The sequence below is a fragment of the Enterobacter sp. CPE_E890 genome (assembly GCF_046521475.1).
Classification (GTDB): domain Bacteria; phylum Pseudomonadota; class Gammaproteobacteria; order Enterobacterales; family Enterobacteriaceae; genus Enterobacter; species Enterobacter adelaidei.
This window is the reverse complement of record NZ_JBKFZW010000001.1, coordinates 4,366,388-4,389,327: the sequence shown is the minus strand read 5'-3', so window position 1 is coordinate 4,389,327 and position 22,940 is coordinate 4,366,388. Positions and strand designations below refer to the sequence as shown.

Genomic DNA, 22,940 nt, shown 5'->3' with positions numbered 1-22,940 from the left:
TTTATTTTTCTGGGAATGCTTCAAACACCAGCGTTTCCAGCGGCTGCAGCGTAATCACCACTGCGTTTTTGTACGCCTCCGGTACGGTTGAATTACGTCCATACACTGCCTTCAGACTAAACTGCGACGCGTTTCCTGTCGGGACTTCGAAATCTCTCGTCAAATCCAGGTAGTAGCTTTGCGGCTTATCCGACGGGTTACGTAAGCCGAGAATTGCTTTGTCCTTGCTCCAGGATGCCCAGCCGTAAACCTGAAGCGCAGTTGGGTCACCGCCAATCCAGTGCGTATCCACCAGCACGCTGGCGTTATCCCGCGACCATTTCGCCGCCTGCGCCAGGGTATCCCACTTCGCCTTATTCAGCATTGAAGGGGTGATGTATAGCTCCTGCAACTGCGTGCCGGTGGCGAAGTAACTCCAGACCTGGTCGGCAAAATCGCTGTCCGTTTGCACTTTCTCCAGCCCGTAATAAGCGTTTTCTGCACTGACGATCCCGTGATACATCAGGGAGTTCAGTGGGAAGAGCGGGCCTTTGCGCACAATGGAACGGTACGTTTCAGCGTCGCGGTAAGTCATCCACTGCTGTACCGGCGTACCAGGGCCAAAAAGGTTTATGTCATCACCCTGACGCCAGATGGAATCGGCGTAGAACAGCCAGGATGGACTGGCATTGGTTCCGGTCGTCAGATTGATAAACAGATTCGGATTGGCGCTGCGCATGTTATGCAGCAGTGCAATAGAGGCGTCAAAATCCGAGGCGAACGGGCTGCCTTTAATGTGCGAGTTGGCGTTACCCATTCCGTCCAGCTTAAACGAAGTAATATGCTCGTTTTTTATCAGCTTACTAATCTGCTCATTAAAGTTTTTAAAGTAGTTCGGGCCTGACAGCGCCAGCTTCCCGTCGACCGTTTCGAAACCATACTCTTTTGCATGTGAGACGCGAGTATCGCGCGGTTTGTTATATCCGCCCCACGGCGAAAGCCACAGGCCAACGGAGCTGTGCAGGCTGTCAGCTTTCTCCCGTACCTTGCCAAAACCGTTGCTGAATGCCGGGCCAAACAGCCAGCGCCCTGTAAGATCATCCCAGCCATCGTCAAGCAGGAAAGCATCCAGCGCTACGCCCCGCCCGGTGATAAATTCTTTGTTCCATTCGTCCATACGCCCCAGCACATCCTGCTCGGAGTAAGGGGTAAAGAAGCCGATGTCCATCCAGCTGTTGTAGTGTAGATAAGGCTTATACGGACGCGGGCGGACGGCATCAATAAACTGGTTTACGCTACGTCGCAGCTGGCTGGTTTCCGGGAAGGTACCGAACCAGGTGGTATAGCTGACTGGCGTTGCCGGCTGAATGGGCGTTTTCAGCTCCACATTGAGGTTGGTCGTCGCTTCATAGGCGTAAGTATTAACGATGGGTTTATCCGGCAGGATAAAGAACGAGTCTGCGATAATCGGCGAGCTGTTAATTGCCCCGTCTACATAAGGTGCCTGAGACTGCTTTTTGGTTGGGAAGAAGGTGATTTTCGCCACTTCACGAGGCTGCCCGACGGCTGCGATGGTGTAGTCGATGCTGGCGTATTTCCCCTTCACCAGGTTCAGCTTCACCGTGACGTTAAAGTCCGGATGGGTGAAGTCGATGACAATTCCGTTGTTCAGCTTTTCGACATGCTTGATCTTAAAATCCGCCGTGTGGATTTTTTTCTCATCTGGCAGCGTCAGAAAGAACAGCTCCTGCGGTGTCAGAGGATGGTTGGCCCTGGTGTCTTTAACCACGACCGTCGAGTTTGCGTCATCAAATGACAGGGCAATATTGTCGTTATTAAGGCTGTAGTTTGCTGCCATCGCGACATGAGAAACACACAGGGCAAGCATTGAGAGGGAGAGGATTTTTTTCATCAGGGTAAGATCCTTTTCAATCAGGCTTCTGCCGGCAGCAGCAAGCGATTTGCCGAGCCACAAACGGTAATTTTGCTTCTGACCACCTCTTTCATGGCATCCATGCCGACCCGCATATAGAAGCGTGGATCGTTACCTTGCGGATTGTCGGCAAACCAGGCTTTGACGGCGTCAGAAAAGGCGATTTTCAGCTCGGTTGCCACGTTGACTTTGCACACGCCCAGCTCAATGGTGCGGCGAACATACTCATCCGGTACATCGCTCGCGCCATGCAGCACCAGCGGTACGGTGACCACTTCGCGAATTTCGGCCAGTCGCTGGAAGTCGATTTTGGGTCGTTTGGTATAGAGGCCGTGCGCGGTGCCGATGGCCACAGCAAGGCTATCGACGCCGGTCAGCTCAACAAAGCGCTTCGCTTCTTGTGGGTCGGTGAGAAATGCGCTTTCGGCGTCGACGCTCATGTCATCTTCCACGCCACCCAAACGCCCCAATTCTGCCTCGACGCTACAGTCGTTGAGATGGCAAAAATCGACCACGGATTTCACCAGCTTCACGTTCTGCTCAAATGGATAATGGCTTCCGTCGATCATTGCGCTGCGTACACCGGCATTCACTTTGCGGCGAATATCGTCCAGTGATTCGTGGTGATCGAGATGCAGCGCCAGCGGCATGTCATAAGTGACGGAATAAGCGCTGCACAAGGCGTAGATCTCTTCGAGCGCAATGTGTTTAAACGTCCCGGGCGTGCCCGCAAGGATCACCGGCGATCGCATTTCGCTACACACTTCGAGGATCGCCTGGATCGTCTCTGCGTTATGGATATTGAACGCCGGCACGGCGTAGCCTTTTGCCTGGGCGTCCTGCAGAAGATATTTAGTCGAGATAATGCTCATGATGAGATCCTCTTAAGCCTGCCACGGATGAATAACAACGCCCTGAACCACACGGTTGACCGTGCCGCTGGCGGATGGTGTATCGGGGGTGTTGCCTACGCTGAGCGACTGGGAAAGTGCAAAGACCTGGGCATACATCAGGAAGCAGAACGCCTGTTCCATATCGATAAACGAACGAGAAGGCGGTAGCAGGATGTGCGGACCCGCTTCAATAACCGGATCCGTTTCAGCGGCGATAGCCACCACGCGCAGGGCCTGGCGATCGCGACGCAGTTCGGCCAGCAGATCGAGATCGTACTGACGCGTATACGGATGGTTGGAGACAAACACCACCACCAGCGTTTCGTGATCCACCAGCGACTTCGGCCCATGACGGAAACCAGTAGGGGAGTCGTAGAATGCCGCCAGTTTCCCGGCTGTCAGCTCCAGCACCTTCAGTGCTGACTCACGCGCAACACCCTGTAGGCCACCGCTTCCCAGGTAGACGATCCTCTTCCATGGCGCATTGCCAAAGACATCCTGACTGAAATCGCCGAGCGACGTCAGGATCGCCTGGCAGCGATCGGCTACGTCGCGGAAGGTCTGGCTGTTGATCGTCTCCGGGGCGAAAACCGCCAGACAGCTTGCCATCATGGTGGTGATACTGCTGGTCATCGCGAAGCCGCGATCGTGCGTTTCGGCTGGCATCAGCAGGGCAAAGGCGTTATCGCTGTTGACGGCATTCTGGTACAAACTGCCTGCTTCATTGCAGGTGATCGACAGGTGGTAGCATTCCGGCACAAACTGATTAGCCAGTTCTACAGCCGCCACGCTTTCCGGGCTGTTGCCGGAGCGGGCAAACGAAATCAGCAGCAAGGGATGCGCTGGGCTGAAGTAATCCATTGGGTTCGTCACCAGGTCAGTTGTTGGTACGGCGGTGAAGTTTTTCCCGGTGTGGCTGGCAAGCCATGGCGCAATAATGTCGCCGATAAAGGCAGATGTGCCCGCCCCTGTCAGAACGATCTGCAGATCAGATTTGCGCAGCAGCGGAGTCAGAAAACCGTCGATAGACGAACGCAGGCTATCAATGTTGCTGAGCGATCGGATCCAGCTCGCTGGTTGCTGACGGATCTCTTCTTCGGTCCAGGTGCCGGTTGTGGCGGTAGTGATTTGTGGCATAACTCAGTCCTTAGTCGTGTGAATTCCACATCAGACGCTGGCAAATATGTCGCTATCTTTCGTTTCGTTTCACTTGTTCACTTGAGCAGTTAAATAAAATCTATAGAAAAGAAATCGAAAGTTCAATGAAATAAAAGAAATAAAACGAAAAGTGTGATCGCAAAAGGAAAGGCAATGAAGAAGGAAAGGAAAAGAAAGGCCTTACGATCTCGCGCCGTAAGGCCAACAGGAGACACAATGAAAGGGCTAAAGGGGAAGAGCCTGGCCCTGAATCCAGATCCGCTGGAGGTGTAAACCACCGTCCAGCGCGATGAGCGTGGCGTGTTTGCCTGATGCTAACGACCCGAGCTGGTTATCAATACCCAGCAGCCTTGCAGGGTGCAGCGAGGCCATATGGATCGCGTCTTCAGCGGTGATGCCTGCGTGCTCCACCATATTGCGGACGGCGGCATCCAGCGAGAGCGTACTCCCCGCCAGGCCACCGGTGGCGGTACGCACGACGCCATTTTGCATGCAGACCTCTTCACCGCACAGGGTATAGTCCCCGTCAGGCATACCAGCAGCCTGCATTGCATCGGTGATCAGCACCACGCGGTCTTTCGCGCAGCAGCAGCACAGACGCATGGCTCCAGGGTGGACATGGTGACCATCGGCAATCAGCTCCAGCCATGCACGTTTGTCTGTCAGCCCAGCGCCAACCATGCCGGGTTCCCTGTGATGTAACCCCGTCATACCGTTGTAGCAGTGGACCAACCCATCAGCACCTGCGTCAAAAGCGGCAAGGGTTTGATCGTAAGTGGCGGCGCTATGGCCCAGCATCACGCGTAAACCGTGCTGTTTAAGGTGGCGAATCGCCTGTATTGCGCCAGGTTTTTCCGGCGCAAGCGCCACCACGCGTAGTGTGTTTTGCGAAACCTCAATCAGTGCGTTCAGCTCAGTGATATCCAGCTCCCGGAAAAGCTCCGGCGGGTGCGCCCCTTTGTTTTGCGGCGTAAAGTACGGACCTTCGAGATAGCTACCCAGAACCTGCGCGCCGGGCCCGCCGGAGCGAGTGCGCCGGGCGATACGCATAAGTGCGCCGTGTATGGCCTCCAGCGGCGCGGTGACGGTAGTGGGCAGAAATGCGCCCACGCCTTCACGCGCTTTATGTATCGCCAGAGTATCCAGTACGTCGGGTGCGTCATCCATGACATCCACACCCGCACCGCCGTGAACGTGCGTATCAATATAGGCCGGGCAAAGTAGCTCAGCATCGCGCGGCGCAATGCCCACGGGGATTGGCTCAATCGCCGTGATGATCCCACTTTCAATACGTAGCTGGTGGTCTTCAAGCCAGCCCCGTTCGGTGAGCACGCGGCGAGCGCGTAACAGCTGGCTCATATGCCTTCCTCAGCGGGCGCTTCCTCACGGCAGCGCCCCAGCTCGTCTACCAGGCTTGTCAGCCCACGATGTCCGCATTCCAGCGCCTGCAATCGAAATGCTTCGCTGCTTAAACCGTCGCGCTCCAGCACCATCTCCAGCAGCAGCTGCAGGTTGGTGCCGGTAATCACTTCGCTGCCCGGTCTTTGCATCGCGAGCGTTGACGCCACGCGGAACGGCGTACCGCCCAGCAGGTCGGTGAGAAATACAATATCGTGCTCTGCATTGAGCTCGCTCAACGCCTGCTCAAGCTGGGTGGTCAGCCGCGCCGTGGTGGAGGTCTCCGGAAAATCAATGGCGATAAACTGCGGTTGCTCGCCAAGGATCTGCTTCATCGCCTGCTCAAGCCCACTGGCAAAACCGCCGTGACCCGTCAAAATAATGCCTAACATCGTAACCTCTTTGCTTTTACAGGAAGTGACAGAATTTACCGACAACACCGAGCACCACGGTGATACCAATCAGACGCAGTGGGCTCCAGCCACGGCGTACCAGCCAGAACATAGTCAGGGTATAGACCAGTGGCAGGAAGGCAGGCATCAGCTTGTCGATAACGTCGGCCTGCAGTTTGACGACGGCATCACCGGCCTTTATTTCGAGCGTGGTATTAAGGCGGACATAGGTTGCCACCAGCGCGCCAATCACCGTCATCCCGACGATAGAGGCCGCGTGACCAACTTTTTTGGTGTTGGCCTTAATCAGCGGGATCGCTGCGACGCCCATCCGGTAGGCGTAATGCGCCAGACCAAAACGCAGGCCCAGATGCACCACGTTAAACAGTACGATAAAGACCACGGCGCCCAGAATGGAACCCTGCAACGCCAGGCTTGCGCCAATCCCACCGCATATGGGCAGCAAAGTTAGCCAGAACATGGCGTCACCAATGCCGCCGAGTGGTGCGCCCACGGCAATTTTGGTGCTCTGGATGCTGTTCACATCCTGCTTGGAGCGCTCCATGGCCAGGATGATGCCGATAACAAAGGTCACCAGGAACGGATGGGTGTTGAAGAAGCCCATGTGACCTTTCATGGCACGCGCCAGATCCCGCTTGTTGGTGTGGATCTTTTTCAGCGCAGGCAGTAAGCCATACAGCCAGCCGGAGGCCTGCATACGTTCGTAGTTAAACGAGGCCTGCAGCAGCATGGAACGCCAGGCTACGCGGTTAATGTCCTTTCTCGTTAGCTCGGCACCGATACTTTGGTCTTCGTAGACGTTCTCATTCACGCCAGTGAGCAGGGTCTCTTCGCTTTCAGAAACGCCAGGCAAAGTTGTTTGATTAGATGCCATCTTCGAATTCCTCTTTCCGGGACGCAGGTGCTGTCGGTTCAGGTGATTTACGCATCAGGTCGATAAGTGCCATTGCCAGGGCGGCAGCGGCAATCGCCAGTACCGGAAGCTTGAGCCAGGCTGCGGCCACAAAACCGATAATGAAGTAAGGGATGTAGACGTTTTTCATCATGATTTTCAGCAGTACGGCAAAACCGATAGCTGGCATGATGCCGCCCGCGACGCCAAGACCATCAATCAACCGTGCCGGCAGAACATCAATGGCGGTTTTCGCGTGTTCTGCACCGAAGTAAATCGGCAGGAAAGCACACAGGAAGTAGAAGATACCGAGGGCCAGCAGTGCCAGATAGTTGACCCGTTCAATACCGTTAGTATCCGCATTGGCCGCCATGCGATCGCAGCGCGACATCACGCCGGACATCACCGAGAAGAGGAACGTGATCCCCATCTGTACCGCAACGGCAAACGGGACGGCGACGCCAACGGCAACTTCCGGCTTCACGCCCGTGCTGATAGCAAACGCTGTGCCTACAATCGTGCCGATAATCACGTTTGGTGGCTGTGCACCTGCCAGCGGTGCCAGTCCCATCCAGACCAGTTCTAACGTACCGCCGGTCAAAATACCGGTGTGTAGATCGCCCAGAATCAGGCCAACCAACGGCCCGAGTACCACCGGACGGTGCATGTGTGTTAAGCCGTTAAACATATCCAGACCGGCGATAAAGGCGAGAACGCCCAACGACAGTGCCTGCAACAGACTGATTTCCATTGTGAATCCCTCAGAGCAGTTTAAAGAGATCCAAAGCAGTTTCTGTTGGAACGCCCTGAACGAAGCATTCCACTCCGGCAGATTTCAGACCGTTGAACGCAGTGATATCGTTTGCGTCGACAGAGACCGTTTTGGCAATTTGTTGTTTGCCATTGGCATAGTGCATGTTGCCTACATTGATACGGGTGACAGGTACGCCGCCCTCCACCAGCGTCAGAAAATCAGCGGGTGATTTACAGACCAGCAGAATTTTCTGGCGGTCGGCAGCGCGGTGAATGTTGTCGATCACTTTTTGCAGCGACCAGAAGCGCACGGCAATCCCTTCCGCGAGCACCATTTCCATCAGGTTTTGTTGAACCGGATCTTCTGCAACCTCATCGTTAGCGACCAGCACCAGGTTTGCCCCCGCAAACCCCACCCACTGCACACCCACCTGACCGTGGATCAGACGTTCGTCGATACGGCATAAAACAATGTTTGGCATAGCGTTTTCCTCTTTTTTAATTATGCGTGTTGAGTCGTTACGCCTTCGCAGGCGGCGTGGTACTGCTGAAGTATGTCCTGAATGTGGTCGATGATGAGTTCCCGTGGCGTTGACTTGAGAGCACCCTCGCGAACTTTGCTGTACTGCAACGGCAGGTACTGGCTAATCAGTGGCAGCGGGAGAGGGTCGTCAGCCAGGTTGCGTACCAGTCGCTCAAAGGCATCGTCAATCTGGCTGTCTGGCCAGTAATAGCGGACGCGGTCAGAGTAGCTATAGCCGCGCGCCAGGCGTCGTGCATTGCCGTCACCGTGGTAATGGCTTTGCCAGTATTCCGGGCGATCGAGCATCACGTTTTCCAGTACGTGACGCAGGCCAGAACTGGCTTTGGCAGGCAGCAGTTCTTCTTCGATGGCGGCCAGTGAGAACAACGCTTCTCGCAGAGCGAAGGTCAAAGCTGGGCCGACTTTCAGGATCGCGAAGTGATCTTTTACCAGCTGGCGAAGTGCTTGCGGCGTCTGGTAATCGGTGGAGTGCGCTTCAAACACCAGCGTGTCGTACGCTTTCACCATTTTGCTCAGCGCGACGGCCTTGTGTGGTTGATAGTCGCATACATGGGCGTGGTCAAACTCAACGCCAGGCTGAACGACCAGGCCAATAATGCGCGGCCAGATAGCGTTTAAACCTTCTTTTTCGAAAGCGTGACGGTGTGCTTCAAGCGTGGCGCGTGCCGCTTCCGGTGTGGTGACGTCGAGTTCATTCAGGGTTTCATGCGCCCCTCCGGGAACAGGCACTTCAGTGCCGATAACGTAGACCAGGTCCGACACGCCAAACTGTTCACGACAGGTCTCTTCGGCAATTTTCGCCAGACGTGCAGCACGCTCTGCGACGATTGCGTCGGTTAAAGGTACCGGATCGTCTTCGCAAGACATACTGCAGTCGAGGTGGATCTTTTTGAACCCGGCAGCAACATAGCTTTTGATCAGATCGTCGGCATTTGCCATCGCCTGTTCCGCAGGTAGATTTTGCCAGCGATTGGGCCCCAGATGATCCCCGCCGAGGATCAACTGTGAAGTCGGGAAATTAAGGGATTCCGCAAGCTGACAAACAAACCCGTAAAAATCAGCGGGCGTCATGCCGGTATAGCCACCAAACTGATCCACCTGGTTGGAGGTGGCCTCAATTAATAGCGGCGTCTGATGCGAGTGGGCGTAACGAATTGCAGCTTCAAGTACCAGTGGATGTGCGGAACAGACGGCATAAATCCCGTTTGAATTCCCCCGTTTATGTTGTTCCACCATTTCTGTCAGATGTTTCACTTTCCTCTCCATTTCGGATGGTGATGGCATTAATCTTTCGTTTTGTTTCATTTAATCCTGCATCATGGTGGTATAAAAATAAAACGAAAGATAATAGTTTTCCGATCTGTTTCACAAAAGAAACATAATGAAAGGTTTCAGCGCCGGGTGAGCTTTCCCCTGGTCGTCAGACAGGGCTTGCATTCCCGTAAAAGAAAGGCCTTAATAAGCAAAACGAAATGAAACGAAAGTTTATTGATTAAGGAGCTCGCATGAGCAGCACCGATTCATCCGCAGAAAAGCGCATCACCGGCACCAGTGAAAGGCGAGAGCAAATTATTCAGCGGTTGCGGGCGCAGGGAAGCGTGCAGGTTAACGATCTTTCTCATTTATATGGTGTTTCGACGGTAACGATCCGCAACGACCTGGCCTTCCTTGAGAAGCAGGGCATTGCCGTGCGTGCCTACGGTGGTGCATTGATTTGTGAAGGTCATGCGCAAGGTGTTGAACCTTCAGTGGAAGATAAAAGTTCATTGAATACGGCCGTAAAGCGCAGTATTGCGCAGGTGGCCGCTGAGCTGGTGAAGCCAGGACACCGTATCATTCTGGATTCCGGTACCACGACGTTTGAAATCGCCCGTATGCTGCGTCAGCATACGGACGTGATTGCTATGACCAACGGCATGAATGTCGCGAACGCGTTGCTGGAAGCGGAAGGGGTGGAATTGCTGATGACCGGTGGGCATTTACGCCGTCAGTCGCAATCTTTTTATGGCGACCAGGCGGAGCAATCCTTACAGAATTACCATTTTGATATGCTGTTCCTGGGCGTCGACGCCATCGATCTCGATCGCGGCGTAAGCACGCATAACGAAGATGAAGCCCGTCTGAATCGCAAAATGTGCGAAGTGGCAGAACGCATTATCGTCGTGACTGACTCCAGCAAATTTAACCGCTCAAGCCTGCATAAAATCATTGATACACAACGCATTGATATGATTATTGTCGACGAAGGTATTCCGGCTGAAAGTCTGGAAGGGTTACGCAAGATTGGGATAGACGTGGTGTTGGTTAAGGAATAATTGTGACCCTCTCCCGATTGGGGAGAGGGTCGATGTTAATCAGGTCACGGGTGCCGGGTTAAACACCGCCAGCTGATTATGTAATCCCCATTGGTCAGAGAAGGTTTTCTTGCGACCGCTCGCCACATCCAGAATAAAGTGGAATAGCTTCCAGCCCACATCCTCAATACTTTCTTCCCCGGTGGCGATAGTACCCGCGTTGATATCCATTAAGTCATACCAGCGGTTTGCCAGTTCGGTGCGGGTTGCCATCTTGATCACCGGAACCGCCATCAGGCCGTACGGCGTGCCGCGTCCGGTGGTAAAGACCTGCACTGTAATACCAGACGCGACTTGTTGCGTGCCGCAAACAAAATCGCTGGCCGGGGTTGCCGCGTAAATCAGGCCGCGTCGGGTTGGACGCTGGCCCGGCGAAAGGACTTCAACAATGGCGCTCTGGCCAGACTTCGCAATCGAGCCGAGGGCTTTTTCCACCACGTTCGCCAGTCCACCTTTTTTGTTCCCCGGAGAGGGGTTGGCGCTACGGTCGGTTTTGCCCATATCGAGATAGTTATCGTACCAGGCCATCTCCTCAAGCAGACGCTTACCGACCTCTTCATTGATGGCGCGAGGGGTAAGCAGATGGATAGCGTCACGCACTTCAGTCACTTCGGAGAACATCACCGTGGCACCACAGCGAACAAACAGATCGGACGCGTAGCCTACCGCCGGGTTGGCGGTCACGCCTGAGAACGCATCGCTGCCGCCGCACTGCGTTCCTACCACCAGCTCCGAGGCCGGGCAGGTTTCACGCTGGCGTTTGTTCAGCTTATCCAGATGGCGTTCTGCCACCTGAAGAATATCGTCGACCATCGATCTAAAACCGACGTGGTGCTCGTCCTGCAAACGCACGATACTGGCATCGCTGACCGGGATAGCTTTCACGTCCTCGGTCCCCTGCAGCAGGCGTTCAGGTTGAAGCTTTTCACAGCCGAGGCCAATGACCATCACCTCGCCGCCGAAGTTCGGGTTTAGGGCGATATTGTGAATGGTACGGACAGGCACAACGGCCGCCGGTGCATTGATGGCCACACCGCAGCCATAAAGGTGATTCAGGCCGACCACGCCATCCACGTTCGGGTATTTCGGCAGCAGGTCGCGTTCAATAATTTTCACCACATAATCCACCACGCCTGCCACACAGTGCACGCTGGTGGTAATGCCGAGCAGGTTTTTGGTGCCGACGCTACCGTCAGTATTGCGATAACCGTCGAAGGTATAGCCGTCCAGTGGGGGGAGTGGTTCAGGCACGCGGGTTGCCAGCGGGAGTGTGTTCAGGGGCGGTGCTTTTGGCAGCTCGACCAGCGACTCTTCAACCCAGCTACCCTGAGGAATGGCGCGAATGGCATAACCAATCACCTCTCCGTAACGCACAATTTCACCGTGAGCGGGGATATCCACAAGCGCAACTTTATGTCCCTGCGGAATATGCTCAATCAACTCCAGCCCGTCCGGGAAACGGGTTCCCGCTTTTAAGCCATTGTCGTTGACAATAATCGCCACATTATCGGTGTCGTGGACTTTTATATAAAACGCCCTCGGCGACGCTTGTCGAATTTCAATATCGGCCATTGTTCAGTATTCTCCAGCAAGAGTCTGATAATAAATGCAGCCAATTTTCTTATGGCAGAAATAAAGCATGTCAGGAGATAAGGAACGAGAATGTGATCTCGATCGCCCCAGAACCCGTAATGCCTGATTCTGTGCATCAGCGCGCAGTGATTCGTGCAAATGCTCAAAATATTATCAAAACGGACAACAATACTTGAGCATTAAAACAATGTGTCGCGGTGATGTGCGGATTATACTGAATGACGATTTTATAACGCCGGAATTAAGTCAGAAAATAAATATAACGCTGGCAATAAATATACGGAATAAGGCTGCGGAATTAAAAAGGTAAACGCGATGAATAACGATATTTTCCCAAATAAGTTTAAAGCGTCCCTCGCGGCGCATCAGATCCAGATTGGTTGCTGGTCCGCGCTGGCAAATCCCATCAGCACCGAAGTGCTGGGCCTGGCCGGTTTCGACTGGCTGGTACTGGACGGTGAGCATGCGCCGAACGATATCAATACTTTTATTCCGCAGTTGATGGCACTCAAAGGTAGCCAGAGCGCGCCGGTGGTGCGTGTGCCAACCAACGAACCAGTGATCATCAAACGTCTGCTGGATATCGGTTTCTACAACTTCCTGATCCCGTTTGTGGAAACGAAAGAAGAGGCGGCGCGAGCCGTGGCCTCAACGCGCTATCCCCCGGAAGGGATCCGCGGTGTATCCGTTTCGCATCGCGCCAATATGTTTGGCACCGTGCCGGACTACTTCGCGCAGTCCAATAACAACATCAGCATCCTGGTACAGATTGAGAGCCAGCAGGGTGTTGATAACGTCGACGCCATTGCTGCCACACATGGTGTCGACGGCATCTTTGTTGGCCCGAGTGACCTGGCTGCGGCGTTGGGACACCTGGGTAATGCGGGTCACCCGGACGTTCAGCATGCCATTCAACACATCTTTGCCCGCGCTAAAGCCCATGGCAAACCGTGCGGCATTCTGGCTCCGGTTGAAGCTGACGCTCGCCGTTATCTGGAATGGGGCGCCACCTTTGTGGCTGTCGGCAGTGACCTCGGCGTATTCCGCTCAGCCACGCAGAAATTAGCGGACGCTTTTAAAAAATAACCATCATTGAGGAAACAGTTTATGACGCTGAAAGTCGGTTTTATTGGCCTGGGGATCATGGGTAAACCAATGAGTAAGAACCTCATCAAAGCGGGTTACTCACTGGTGGTTTCAGACCATAATCCGCAAGCTGTGGCTGAGGTCATTGCTGCGGGTGCCGAAACGGCCGCCACAGCCAGAGCCATTGCTGAGCAGTGCGATGTCATCATCACCATGCTGCCAAACTCTCCACATGTAAAAGAGGTCGCTCTGGGTGAGAATGGCATTATCGACGGTGCGAAGCCAGGCCTGGTACTGATTGATATGAGCTCTATTGCCCCCCTCGCAAGCCGTGAAATCAGCGAAGCGTTGAAAGTGAAAGGCGTCGATATGCTGGATGCGCCGGTCAGCGGCGGTGAACCGAAAGCGATCGACGGCACGCTGTCGGTGATGGTCGGCGGCGATAAAGCGATCTTCGATAAATACTACGATCTGATGAAAGCGATGGCTGGCTCTGTGGTGCACACCGGTGACATCGGAGCGGGTAACGTGACTAAGCTGGCGAACCAGGTGATTGTGGCGCTGAATATCGCTGCGATGTCCGAAGCGCTGACGCTGGCAACTAAAGCGGGCGTCAACCCGGACCTGGTCTACCAGGCAATCCGTGGCGGTCTGGCGGGGAGTACCGTGCTGGATGCCAAAGCACCGATGGTGATGGATCGTAACTTCAAACCTGGTTTCCGCATCGACCTGCATATTAAAGATCTGGCAAACGCGCTGGATACGTCTCACGGTGTTGGGGCGCAACTGCCGCTGACCGCCGCCGTGATGGAAATGATGCAGGCCCTGCGTGCCGATGGCATGGGGACGGCCGACCACAGTGCCATTGCGTGCTACTACGAAAAACTGGCGAAGGTAGAAGTCGCCCGTTAATAACATCTTGCCCACACCTGAGGGTGACAGCGGCGCGCAAACCCTCTATACTGCGCGCCGAAGCTGACCAGACAGTCGCCGCTTCGTCGTCGTCCCCTTCGGGGGAGACGGGCGGAGGGGAGGAAAGTCCGGGCTCCATAGGGCAGGGTGCCAGGTAACGCCTGGGGGGGAAACCCACGACCAGTGCAACAGAGAGCAAACCGCCGATGGCCCGCGCAAGCGGGATCAGGTAAGGGTGAAAGGGTGCGGTAAGAGCGCACCGCGCGGCTGGTAACAGTCCGTGGCACGGTAAACTCCACCCGGAGCAAGGCCAAATAGGGGTTCACATGGTACGGCCCGTACTGAACCCGGGTAGGCTGCTTGAGCCAGTGAGCGATTGCTGGCCTAGATGAATGACTGTCCACGACAGAACCCGGCTTATCGGTCAGCTTCAACTTATTTTAAAACAATACGTTGGTGTGTCTCAGGCTTTCTAAGGAAAAACTGTGACACAGACTGTGATACAAAAGAGACACACCAACGGATGTTCCATCCCCAACATCCTAAAGCGTGGCAATCGCTACAGCCTTCATTTCAGACTACCCTCAGGTGGTTTGTTCCGCGTGTCTCTGGGCTGCGATTTAGCCAGCAGAGCAAGATTTATATCTTCCCGCCTTTCTATGTTCATTTCTTTTGTAAAATCGTCCAATCTAGAGCCAGCCCAACTATTGGACATAGTGCAGAAAATGAAGAAATTAGAACAAAAAGACATTGATGATTATTTACTTTGCGTTCAGGCCACCTTTTATGCTGCGGTGAAAAAAATCCCAACAACTATGCGGTAGAGAATTGCCACGGGTAATCTAGACACTTCCGAGCCGTTGATAATAGTGATTTTCATATTCTGCCGGTGACATCTGTTCGCTAGATTTATGCACTACACCACTGATACACCAACGTCCCCGACATAGGAGAGATGAAGATGCGAGGCTACGCAGTTATGTTTTGTGGTCTGTTGGCGGCATTCAACGCTGACGCGGCCCGTATAACGATGAGCAATCCGTAACAGTCAAGCACAGCAAATGGGCAAACCCTGTGCGTTTATTCCATAGCATCTATACGTTTACCTACCTGATGAAATCGAAGCACTGCCCATACAGCGAGACCTTTGATACTGAAAATAGTGAATGAAAAACACCAATACATTCACCATGTGAATTATTTGAAATACGGTTTCATTTTTTAGGAAAAGCTACTACCTGAGCATGGGCGCTATTTGTACAATGGCTTACGTATGAAGATAAATTCACAGCAAGTAGAGGGACTTATGCAGCAATACACCAACGGACTCACGCCATCAGTGCTCGCATCATTCAAGAATCCATTCAGCGCCGAACAACGCCAGATTTTCAACTCTCATGTTGAAGAAATGAAAGACCGTTCTTTAGTGGCGATTTGGCGCTTTGCCACTGCGGGATCGCTCACTCGAAACGGTGGGAAGATTGAGCAAGCCAGCGCAAACGACTCATTTACTCTTGAAGATGGGAGCAAGGTTAATCGGGCAATGGTTGGCGATTATGTTGTTTATCCGGACGGAACACGCACCCGTATTATCAGTGGCTCAGGATCAGCAGCAACTAATGGAAACGGTGTTTCTTTTGCTCTTGTAGGAAGCCAGCTTGATAACGGTGACGTGATTATTAGTACCCCACAAGATTTTGCTCTCCTGTGCCAACTGGACAACAGCCCCGCAATGCCTGCCAATTTTCTCACCCCTGTTGCACTGTAGGAGATCCAGTAATGGGACATTGGTTAGTCAAAGGGGACAGGACAACTTGCGGTGGACAGATCCTCGAAGGAACAAAAAGAAAAGAGTTTGCTGGTAACTATGCAGCCCTGAATGGCCATAAAGTCTCTTGTGGAAAGCACCCTGGAGTCTTCCACGTAGCAGGGGGGCATCCTGGTGACATAGTCGATGGTACGCATGTTGCGAGCACGCTTTATAGCCGCTCAACCTGTCCGTGCAAGGCTCGTTTCATTCCCTCGCAGACCTGGGCATGGCATGGTTCATATCCAGTCGCATCAACAAAAGCCGCCCCGGTGTCAGCAGCCGTGAAATCAACGACAGAAACCGTTCCGGAGCCAGAGCAGCACGCACAGGCCGCTAAAAAACATGTACAAGAAGAACCAAAACCGCAGGAAGCAAAACGCGAACCTGTAGATGCTGGTTTTTGCATACTTCCTTACGGTGCTGAAACTGGCGCATATGAGCCCTGGTTATTCGAAAGTGAGCCACCGGCAGGCACACGCGAACTTTACCGTGCTCTAAATGGTGCAGGTAAGGAATACAAAGCCGGTTCTATTCTGTTAGTTGTTGACCCGGACAAGCAGGATAGTGAACAAATTGCCCATATGCAGGCAGCGAAAGAACGTATCGATAGTGCTTTAGCTCCACTCTCACACCAGCAAGCTAATTTTCTTTTCAAGTACAAAGACACTGTTGAGATGTTTTCTGCCGCAGCAAGTACGGCGAGTGATACTTATGGATACTCAGGACAAGCAACCGAGGCCGCGAAGGGGTATTTCGAACAGGTAGAGAAAATTCTTATCGAGATAGAGAAAACCTATAAAAACCATTACATCACCAGTGGCACTCTGATCGGTGAACAGTTTTACGTTGAGCGGCGTCAGTTGTTAGGTCAACTTGATAGCGTGCTGAAAATGTTCATGAAGCACCGTTTTATGTTCAACGAGTATGCTGATCTAAAAAGCGCTCTTGGCCTGTCCAGTCGTTCAATCCCCCATCGCTGGAATGAAACAGGGGTTCGCGATATTGAAGGTTACGCGACCCACATCGAAAAGCTGGCGAAGTATGTGAAGCTCATGGAAACAACCGGAAAGATTGGCCTCGGTCTATCCGCTCTGGATACCGCAGCGAAAATCACTGAAGCCTGCACCGTGGGGCGAGATTGTGCGAAAACCTCGTTTACCTCCATTGGTGAGTTTTCCGGTAGCCTGATCGGCGGTGCTATAGCTGGAAAAATTGCGGGTACAGCCGCAGCAAATACCGTCTGTGCGATAGTGCTTGGAGCTGCAACCATAGAAGCCGCAGGTGCTGGAGCATTACTTTGTACGCTCGGCGTAAATGGCGCTATTGCATATGGGAGCGATAAAGCCACATCTGCGTTCGGTGGCTTCGTTGGTGAATCTCTATATGAGGTTATAAGCAATGACCATTAATGATCTACTTAGTGCCAAGGCAACAGTAATCATCGGAGCACTTGCTTTCGGCTTCGGTATAGCCAGTATCATAGCCTCAGTTCTGAACAGGGATAAATTTAAAGAGATCTGCATCCTGTACAAAGAAAAATACGGTAGTCTGCCCGATGCTGTATTGCTGTTCGAGAACGTCAACACGCTTTATGTCAAAGTAGCATACAGCACAAAAGTGAGTTTTATATACATGCCGCTGTTGTGGAATAAAAGCTCAATCCTGACCAAAAACGATGACAAGGACTTTATACGTGGGCTACCAAAACGGCTTATTGGCCCGTTCTACGTGGAGATATACTTGGCAGTTGTCAGTCTGTTGTTTTTTATCATTGGTGTGTTGCAAATGTTAGCAATTAGGCATGGCTGGGTGTGAAAAGTGCTTCATTCGGTGAGTTTGCACTGTAACACAAACAGCGATACAGTCTACGGCACACGACAACCCCAGCGCCGCAGATGCCTTACATATGGTTGAACGAAGCCGGCTTATCGGTCAGCTTCAACTTCTTTTAAAACCCCGCTTCGGCGGGGTTTTTGCTTTCTGTACCACCCTGGTCATGTTTACAAATGACATCAATTCTCAAAATTGCGACGCTAAGCACATTTCACTATTTTATTGGTTAATAACTCAATCCTGGCTAGGTAGAGGATCGAAATCACAAAATTTCACGCTAAGAAATTCTGAATTCTCAGTGTTATGGATTTGTTATGAATATTGTCATTATGATCTCTAATGTTTTCTGATTTGATATGCGTATTTAGAAATCAAATACATTTACCCCGTGAATATGTGATGCATTCCACTCTTTTTCAGAAACCCGAAAATTCAGCCCTGAAAAATTTGATAAATTGAAAGAATGTTATAACCAAATAATGGTTATTAATTGCCCTTTAATTGCCTGAAAGATAGCCTTTATTGATTTTTTTAGACCAAAGAAATTTATCAGGGTTATCGCCATAAAATAAATTTATTACCGCTATTTTTGTTGATCAATATCAGCGTATCGACGTATTTTTTTTGTGTTAACTTATTGATAATTAAGTTATTTGATGGTGTTTTGCACGGAGGGTTAGCGGTCCTGGAAAGCAAATTGTGAGTAACAGCACATACCCCTTTAAACAATATTGAGTAGAATCCACCCCGTCATAGGGAAATAAGCGCAGAATATTATGAACACTATTATTCTACCGAAAACACAGCACCTCGTGGTATTTCAGGAAGTCATTAAAAGTGGCTCCATAGGTTCTGCGGCAAGACAACTGGGTCTGACACAACCCGCGGTCAGCAAAATCATCAGCGATATCGAGTCCTACTTCGGCGTGGAAGTGATGGTGCGTAAAAACACCGGCGTAAAACTGACTGCCGCAGGCCAGGTTCTGCTCTCATACTCAGAGTCGATCACGCGTGAGATGAAAAACATGGTGAGCGAGATCAACAGCCTGAGTTTCAGCACCGTTATGGATGTCTCCTTTGGCTATCCGTCTCTGATCGGCTTTACCTTCCTTTCCGAAATGATCAAAAAATTCAAGGAAGTGTTCCCGAAAGCGCGTGTCTCAATGTATGAAGCGCAGCTGTCATCCTTCCTCCCGGCCATTCGCGACGGTCGACTGGATTTCGCCATCGGGACGCTGAGCGATGAGATGCTTCTGCAGGATCTGCACGTTGAACCACTGTTTGAGTCTGAGTTTGTACTCGTCGCCAGTAAAACACGAACGTGCACCGGTTCGACAACACTGGCATCGCTCACACATGAGCAGTGGGTGATGCCGCAAACCGATATGGGCTACTACAAAGAACTCCTGACCACCCTGCAAGACAATCACATCAGCATTGAAAACATCGTCCAGACCGATTCCGTTGTCACCATTTATAACCTTGTGCTTAATGCCGATTATTTGACGGTCATTCCCCGCGACATGATTGCACCGTTCGGCTCCGATCAGTTTATTGTCCTGCCAGTGGAAGATGAATTACCCGTGGCGCGTTATGCCGCCGTGTGGTCGAAAAATTACAGAATTAAAAAATCAGCGTCAGTATTAGTGGAACTGGCAAAACAATATGCTTCACTCACCAGTGAAAGACGACGATGATTTAATAAAATCCAGATAAGTATTAAACCTGTTTTAAAGCACCCAGAGTTTGTCTTACTCATACTCTGATACCCTGACTTTGCCCGAAAAGAATGAATTATTATAACGAGGATATTATGCACATTACCTACGATCTCCCGGTAACCATTGAAGATATTCAGGACGCCAGAAAACGACTGGCAGGTAAAATATATAAAACCGGCATGCCGCGTTCGAATTATCTCAGTGAACGTTGTAAGGGCGAAATATTCCTGAAGTTTGAGAACATGCAGCGTACCGGTTCGTTTAAGATCCGCGGCGCGTTTAACAAATTAAGCTCATTGACTGACGCTGAAAAACGCAAAGGGGTTGTTGCCTGCTCCGCGGGAAACCATGCACAGGGGGTATCTCTTTCCTGCGCCATGCTCGGCATCGACGGCAAAGTTGTGATGCCAATGGGCGCGCCGAAATCCAAAGTGGCCGCGACGCGCGACTACTCGGCGGAAGTCGTGCTGCACGGTGATAATTTCAACGACACCATCGCTAAAGTCAGTGAGATCGTTGAGATGGAAGGGCGTATTTTTATTCCGCCTTACGACGATCCGAAAGTGATTGCCGGCCAGGGCACCATCGGCCTGGAAATTCTCGAAGATTTGTACGACGTGGATAACGTGATTGTTCCTATTGGCGGCGGCGGATTAATTGCCGGGATTGCGACAGCGATTAAATCCATCAATCCGACGATTAATATTATCGGCGTACAGTCTGAAAACGTTCACGGAATGGCGGCCTCCTGGCAGGCCGGAGAGATTATAAATCATCGCGTCACCGGTACATTAGCCGACGGTTGCGATGTTTCTCGCCCGGGTAAATTAACCTTCGAAATTGTTCGTGAATTAGTCGATGACATTGTGCTGGTCAGTGAAGATGATATTCGTAACAGCATGATAGCCCTTATTCAGCGAAATAAAGTGGTGACGGAAGGCGCAGGCGCGCTGGCCTGTGCCGCGTTATTAAGCGGCAAACTTGACCACTATATTCAGGGTCGTAAAACCGTCTGCATTATTTCCGGCGGCAATATCGACCTCTCTCGTGTTTCCCAAATTACCGGCTTCGTTGACGCATAAAGGTGACCTATGAGCAACACAGAAAGCATTATCGTTGGTCAGACAAAGACGTCCTCCTGGCGTAAGTCTGATACCACCTGGACCCTGGGCCTGTTTGGTACCGCTATTGGCGCAGGCGTGCTGTTCTTCCCTATCCGCGCAGGCTTTGGTGGGTTGATCCCCATCCTGCTGATGCTGGTTCTTGCGTTCCCGATTGCGTTTTACTGCCACCGCGCGCTGGCGCGTCTCTGTCTGTCCGGCAGCAACGTCTCCGGCAACATCACCGAAACGGTGGAAGAGCATTTCGGTAAGACCGGCGGGGTGGTCATCACTTTCCTTTACTTCTTCGCCATTTGCCCGCTGCTGTGGATTTACGGTGTCACCATAACTAACACCTTTATGACTTTCTGGGAAAACCAGCTCCAGCTACCTGCGCTTAACCGCGGCGTGGTGGCGCTGTTCCTGCTGCTGTTGATGGCCTTTGTTATCTGGTTCGGTAAAGACCTGATGGTGAAGGTCATGAGCTTCCTGGTGTTCCCGTTTATCGCCAGTCTGGTGCTGATCTCCCTGTCGCTGATCCCTTACTGGAACTCAGCGGTAATCGACCAGGTCAACCTGAGCGATATTGCTTTCACCGGGCATGACGGCATTCTGGTCACGGTGTGGCTGGGGATCTCCATCATGGTCTTCTCCTTTAACTTCTCGCCGATTGTCTCCTCATTCGTGGTTTCCAAACGCGAAGAGTACGAACCTGAGTTCGGTAAAGAATTTACCGAGCAGAAATGCTCCAAAATCATCGGTCGCGCCAGCATGCTGATGGTCGCTGTGGTGATGTTCTTCGCCTTTAGCTGCCTGTTTACGCTCTCTCCGCAGAACATGGCGGATGCCAAAGCGCAGAACATTCCGGTGCTTTCATACCTGGCGAACCACTTCGCCTCCATGTCGGGAACCAAATCGACGTTTGCTACTGTGCTGGAATACGGTGCTTCCATCATTGCGCTGGTCGCTATCTTCAAATCTTTCTTCGGTCACTACCTGGGCACGCTGGAAGGGCTGAACGGTCTGATCCTCAAGTTCGGTTACAAGGGCGATAAGAAGAAAGTCTCTGTAGGCAAGCTGAACACCATCAGCATGGTATTCATCATGGGCTCCACCTGGGTTGTGGCTTACGCCAACCCGAACATTCTCGACCTTATCGAAGCCATGGGTGCGCCAATCATCGCCTCTCTGCTGTGTCTGTTGCCGATGTATGCCATCCGCAAAGCACCGGCTATGGCGAAATTTAAGGGCAGACCCGAGAACATCTTCGTTACGGTTGTTGGCCTGCTGACCATTCTGAATATCGTTTACAAACTGTTCTAAATCATTGCTCAGGAAGAGCGGAGTAACACCATGATTGAGTTTCCGGTTGTACTGGTTATTAACTGCGGTTCGTCCTCTGTTAAGTTTTCGGTGCTCGATGCCAGCAGTTGCGATGCCCTGATGACGGGGATTGCAGACGGCATCAACACTGAAAAAGCCTTTATTTCCGTGAATGGGGGTGAGCCAACCACACTGGCTCACCATGACTACGAAGGGGCGTTGGCTGCCATCGCCCTGGAACTGGAGAAGCGTGACCTGATGAGCAGCGTGGCCTTGATTGGCCATCGTATTGCTCATGGCGGCGACCTCTTCAGCGAGTCGACCCTGATTACGGATAAGGTGATTGAGCAGATCCGTCAGGTTTCTCCCCTGGCACCACTGCATAACTACGCCAATCTCAGCGGTGTAGAAGCCGCTGAGCGCCTGTTCCCAGGTATACAGCAGGTTGCAGTGTTCGATACCAGCTTCCATCAGACGCTGCCGCCGCAGGCCTATCTGTATGGTTTGCCGTACCGCTATTTTGAAGCGCTGGGCGTGCGTCGCTACGGCTTCCACGGCACTTCTCATCGCTATGTGGCCGGGCAGGCACATACGCTTCTCGGGCTGTCCCCCGATGACAGCGGCCTGGTGATTGCCCATCTCGGCAACGGGGCGTCCATCTGCGCGGTGCGCAACGGTGAAAGCGTCGATACCTCGATGGGGATGACGCCGCTTGAGGGGCTGGTGATGGGCACGCGCTGTGGCGATGTGGATTTTGGCGCAATGGCGTGGATTGCCCAGCAGACGGGTCAGTCATTCGAGGATCTGGAGCGGGTGGTAAACAAAGAGTCCGGTCTGCTGGGGATCTCCGGGATTTCCTCAGATCTGCGGGCGCTGGAAAAAGCCTGGCACGAGGGCAATGAACGGGCGCAACTGGCAATACACACTTTTGTACACCGCATCGCGCGGCATATCGCGGGTCACGCAGCGTCGCTGCATCGTCTGGATGGCGTGGTGTTCACCGGCGGTATTGGCGAGAACTCCAGGCTCATCCGTACGCTGGTGGCTGACCATCTCAAGGTCTTTGGTATCACCCTCGACGAAGCTAAAAACGCCCTGCCGGGCAGTGCGGGTGAGCGCGTCATTAGCACCGATTCGTCCCGCGTGGTCTGCGCGGTGATCCCTACCAATGAAGAAAAAATGATCGCGCTGGATGCCCTCCGTCTTGGGAAGGTGACTCCGGCTGCGGCTTACGCCTGATAAAGC

At 52.5% G+C, this 22,940-nt stretch carries 21 protein-coding genes, 1 other RNA gene and 1 pseudogene; 13 read left to right on the top strand and 10 right to left on the bottom strand.

Translation table 11 applies throughout. From position 1 onward, the window contains the following. Position 1: 1 nt before the first annotated feature. The 9 genes from ACLHV9_RS21670 to kbaZ form a co-directional block, all read right to left on the bottom strand. The gene (locus tag ACLHV9_RS21670) at positions 2-1,891 is read right to left on the bottom strand and encodes an enterotoxin (RefSeq protein ID WP_108091072.1); all 1,890 of its coding nucleotides are present in this window, start codon (positions 1,889-1,891) and stop codon (positions 2-4) included. A gap of 20 nt (positions 1,892-1,911) precedes the next feature. After that, positions 1,912-2,784, bottom strand: coding sequence for a tagatose-bisphosphate aldolase subunit KbaY (gene kbaY / locus ACLHV9_RS21665; RefSeq protein WP_028017067.1), 873 nt, complete (start codon positions 2,782-2,784; stop codon positions 1,912-1,914). 12 nt (positions 2,785-2,796) lie between these two features. After that, entirely contained in the window at positions 2,797-3,942 is a 1,146-nt protein-coding gene (locus tag ACLHV9_RS21660; RefSeq protein ID WP_108091071.1) for an SIS domain-containing protein, read from the bottom strand. Positions 3,943-4,188: 246 nt separating this feature from the next. Continuing rightward, the gene (gene nagA, locus ACLHV9_RS21655) at positions 4,189-5,322 is read right to left on the bottom strand and encodes an N-acetylglucosamine-6-phosphate deacetylase (RefSeq protein ID WP_108091070.1); all 1,134 of its coding nucleotides are present in this window, start codon (positions 5,320-5,322) and stop codon (positions 4,189-4,191) included. Further along, positions 5,319-5,753 carry a PTS galactosamine/N-acetylgalactosamine transporter subunit IIA gene (gene agaF, locus ACLHV9_RS21650; RefSeq protein ID WP_108091069.1) on the bottom strand — a complete coding sequence of 145 codons (435 nt, stop codon included), beginning with the start codon at positions 5,751-5,753 and terminating at the stop codon, positions 5,319-5,321. Before agaF ends, nagA begins: the two co-directional genes overlap by 4 nt. 16 nt (positions 5,754-5,769) lie before the next feature. Then, the gene (agaE, locus tag ACLHV9_RS21645) at positions 5,770-6,648 is read right to left on the bottom strand and encodes a PTS N-acetylgalactosamine transporter subunit IID (protein WP_028017071.1); all 879 of its coding nucleotides are present in this window, start codon (positions 6,646-6,648) and stop codon (positions 5,770-5,772) included. After that, positions 6,638-7,417 (bottom strand): PTS N-acetylgalactosamine transporter subunit IIC, encoded by a 780-nt coding sequence (gene agaW, locus ACLHV9_RS21640; protein WP_108091068.1) that lies wholly within the window; start codon positions 7,415-7,417, stop codon positions 6,638-6,640. Before agaW ends, agaE begins: the two co-directional genes overlap by 11 nt. A gap of 10 nt (positions 7,418-7,427) precedes the next feature. Beyond that, positions 7,428-7,901, bottom strand: coding sequence for a PTS N-acetylgalactosamine transporter subunit IIB (agaV, locus tag ACLHV9_RS21635; RefSeq protein ID WP_028017073.1), 474 nt, complete (start codon positions 7,899-7,901; stop codon positions 7,428-7,430). Between the two features lie 20 nt (positions 7,902-7,921). Next, on the bottom strand, positions 7,922-9,229 hold the full coding sequence (gene kbaZ / locus ACLHV9_RS21630) for a tagatose-bisphosphate aldolase subunit KbaZ (protein WP_108091067.1): 1,308 nt from the start codon (positions 9,227-9,229) through the stop codon (positions 7,922-7,924). A gap of 239 nt (positions 9,230-9,468) precedes the next feature. On the opposite strand from kbaZ, the gene ACLHV9_RS21625 reads away from it, so the two are divergent. Next, positions 9,469-10,278: a DeoR family transcriptional regulator gene (locus ACLHV9_RS21625; protein ID WP_028017075.1), complete on the top strand. Its 810-nt coding sequence runs from the start codon at positions 9,469-9,471 to the stop codon at positions 10,276-10,278. A 39-nt stretch (positions 10,279-10,317) separates the two neighbouring features. Here the strand turns inward: ACLHV9_RS21625 and garD are convergent, their stop codons facing one another. Then, positions 10,318-11,889, bottom strand: a complete 1,572-nt coding sequence (gene garD, locus ACLHV9_RS21620; RefSeq protein WP_108091066.1) for a galactarate dehydratase — start codon at positions 11,887-11,889, stop codon at positions 10,318-10,320. Between the two features lie 336 nt (positions 11,890-12,225). Here garD and garL point away from each other — a divergent pair, with 336 nt between their 5' ends. The 12 genes and pseudogenes from garL to tdcD all read left to right on the top strand — a co-directional run bounded on the left by garL (position 12,226) and on the right by tdcD (position 22,934). Beyond that, positions 12,226-12,996, top strand: a complete 771-nt coding sequence (garL, locus tag ACLHV9_RS21615) for a 2-dehydro-3-deoxyglucarate aldolase (RefSeq protein WP_108091065.1) — start codon at positions 12,226-12,228, stop codon at positions 12,994-12,996. Between the two features lie 21 nt (positions 12,997-13,017). After that, positions 13,018-13,908 (top strand): 2-hydroxy-3-oxopropionate reductase, encoded by an 891-nt coding sequence (garR, locus tag ACLHV9_RS21610; RefSeq protein WP_108091064.1) that lies wholly within the window; start codon positions 13,018-13,020, stop codon positions 13,906-13,908. Between the two features lie 59 nt (positions 13,909-13,967). After that, positions 13,968-14,344: RNase P RNA component class A (gene rnpB, locus ACLHV9_RS21605), an RNA gene on the top strand. 49 nt (positions 14,345-14,393) lie between these two features. After that, positions 14,394-14,732 carry a hypothetical protein gene (locus ACLHV9_RS21600; protein ID WP_241697874.1) on the top strand — a complete coding sequence of 113 codons (339 nt, stop codon included), beginning with the start codon at positions 14,394-14,396 and terminating at the stop codon, positions 14,730-14,732. Positions 14,733-14,869: 137 nt separating this feature from the next. After that, positions 14,870-15,078, top strand: a pseudogene (locus tag ACLHV9_RS21595) (hypothetical protein). 103 nt (positions 15,079-15,181) lie between these two features. Then, positions 15,182-15,676: a PAAR domain-containing protein gene (locus ACLHV9_RS21590; protein WP_108091063.1), complete on the top strand. Its 495-nt coding sequence runs from the start codon at positions 15,182-15,184 to the stop codon at positions 15,674-15,676. A gap of 11 nt (positions 15,677-15,687) precedes the next feature. Beyond that, positions 15,688-17,127 (top strand): PAAR domain-containing protein, encoded by a 1,440-nt coding sequence (locus ACLHV9_RS21585; RefSeq protein ID WP_407221064.1) that lies wholly within the window; start codon positions 15,688-15,690, stop codon positions 17,125-17,127. Then, complete coding sequence (locus ACLHV9_RS21580) at positions 17,117-17,533, top strand: hypothetical protein (RefSeq protein WP_256125022.1); 417 nt, start codon at positions 17,117-17,119, stop codon at positions 17,531-17,533. Before ACLHV9_RS21585 ends, ACLHV9_RS21580 begins: the two co-directional genes overlap by 11 nt. 794 nt (positions 17,534-18,327) lie before the next feature. Beyond that, positions 18,328-19,248, top strand: a complete 921-nt coding sequence (gene tdcA / locus ACLHV9_RS21575; RefSeq protein WP_028017080.1) for a transcriptional regulator TdcA — start codon at positions 18,328-18,330, stop codon at positions 19,246-19,248. Between the two features lie 116 nt (positions 19,249-19,364). Next, on the top strand, positions 19,365-20,354 hold the full coding sequence (gene tdcB / locus ACLHV9_RS21570; RefSeq protein WP_028017081.1) for a bifunctional threonine ammonia-lyase/L-serine ammonia-lyase TdcB: 990 nt from the start codon (positions 19,365-19,367) through the stop codon (positions 20,352-20,354). 9 nt (positions 20,355-20,363) lie between these two features. After that, on the top strand, positions 20,364-21,695 hold the full coding sequence (tdcC, locus tag ACLHV9_RS21565) for a threonine/serine transporter TdcC (protein WP_028017082.1): 1,332 nt from the start codon (positions 20,364-20,366) through the stop codon (positions 21,693-21,695). Between the two features lie 30 nt (positions 21,696-21,725). Continuing rightward, positions 21,726-22,934 carry a propionate kinase gene (tdcD, locus tag ACLHV9_RS21560; RefSeq protein WP_108090518.1) on the top strand — a complete coding sequence of 403 codons (1,209 nt, stop codon included), beginning with the start codon at positions 21,726-21,728 and terminating at the stop codon, positions 22,932-22,934. The last annotated feature ends 6 nt before the right edge of the window (positions 22,935-22,940 follow it).

Excerpts from the sequence above, each read along its gene's own strand:
- agaW (WP_108091068.1), bottom strand. The coding sequence starts at position 7,417 with ATGGAAATCAGTCTGTTGCAGGCACTGTCGTTGGGCGTTCTCGCCTTT.
- agaV (WP_028017073.1), bottom strand. The coding sequence starts at position 7,901 with ATGCCAAACATTGTTTTATGCCGTATCGACGAACGTCTGATCCACGGT.
- nagA (WP_108091070.1), bottom strand. The coding sequence starts at position 5,322 with ATGAGCCAGCTGTTACGCGCTCGCCGCGTGCTCACCGAACGGGGCTGG.
- agaF (WP_108091069.1), bottom strand. The coding sequence starts at position 5,753 with ATGTTAGGCATTATTTTGACGGGTCACGGCGGTTTTGCCAGTGGGCTT.
- ACLHV9_RS21660 (WP_108091071.1), bottom strand. The coding sequence starts at position 3,942 with ATGCCACAAATCACTACCGCCACAACCGGCACCTGGACCGAAGAAGAG.
- tdcA (WP_028017080.1), top strand. The coding sequence starts at position 18,328 with ATGAACACTATTATTCTACCGAAAACACAGCACCTCGTGGTATTTCAG.
- garR (WP_108091064.1), top strand. The coding sequence starts at position 13,018 with ATGACGCTGAAAGTCGGTTTTATTGGCCTGGGGATCATGGGTAAACCA.
- garD (WP_108091066.1), bottom strand. The coding sequence starts at position 11,889 with ATGGCCGATATTGAAATTCGACAAGCGTCGCCGAGGGCGTTTTATATA.
- tdcD (WP_108090518.1), top strand. The coding sequence starts at position 21,726 with ATGATTGAGTTTCCGGTTGTACTGGTTATTAACTGCGGTTCGTCCTCT.
- kbaY (WP_028017067.1), bottom strand. The coding sequence starts at position 2,784 with ATGAGCATTATCTCGACTAAATATCTTCTGCAGGACGCCCAGGCAAAA.
- ACLHV9_RS21580 (WP_256125022.1), top strand. The coding sequence starts at position 17,117 with ATGACCATTAATGATCTACTTAGTGCCAAGGCAACAGTAATCATCGGA.
- ACLHV9_RS21670 (WP_108091072.1), bottom strand. The coding sequence starts at position 1,891 with ATGAAAAAAATCCTCTCCCTCTCAATGCTTGCCCTGTGTGTTTCTCAT.
- tdcC (WP_028017082.1), top strand. The coding sequence starts at position 20,364 with ATGAGCAACACAGAAAGCATTATCGTTGGTCAGACAAAGACGTCCTCC.
- ACLHV9_RS21585 (WP_407221064.1), top strand. The coding sequence starts at position 15,688 with ATGGGACATTGGTTAGTCAAAGGGGACAGGACAACTTGCGGTGGACAG.
- tdcB (WP_028017081.1), top strand. The coding sequence starts at position 19,365 with ATGCACATTACCTACGATCTCCCGGTAACCATTGAAGATATTCAGGAC.
- ACLHV9_RS21625 (WP_028017075.1), top strand. The coding sequence starts at position 9,469 with ATGAGCAGCACCGATTCATCCGCAGAAAAGCGCATCACCGGCACCAGT.
- agaE (WP_028017071.1), bottom strand. The coding sequence starts at position 6,648 with ATGGCATCTAATCAAACAACTTTGCCTGGCGTTTCTGAAAGCGAAGAG.
- garL (WP_108091065.1), top strand. The coding sequence starts at position 12,226 with ATGAATAACGATATTTTCCCAAATAAGTTTAAAGCGTCCCTCGCGGCG.
- kbaZ (WP_108091067.1), bottom strand. The coding sequence starts at position 9,229 with ATGGAGAGGAAAGTGAAACATCTGACAGAAATGGTGGAACAACATAAA.
- ACLHV9_RS21590 (WP_108091063.1), top strand. The coding sequence starts at position 15,182 with ATGAAGATAAATTCACAGCAAGTAGAGGGACTTATGCAGCAATACACC.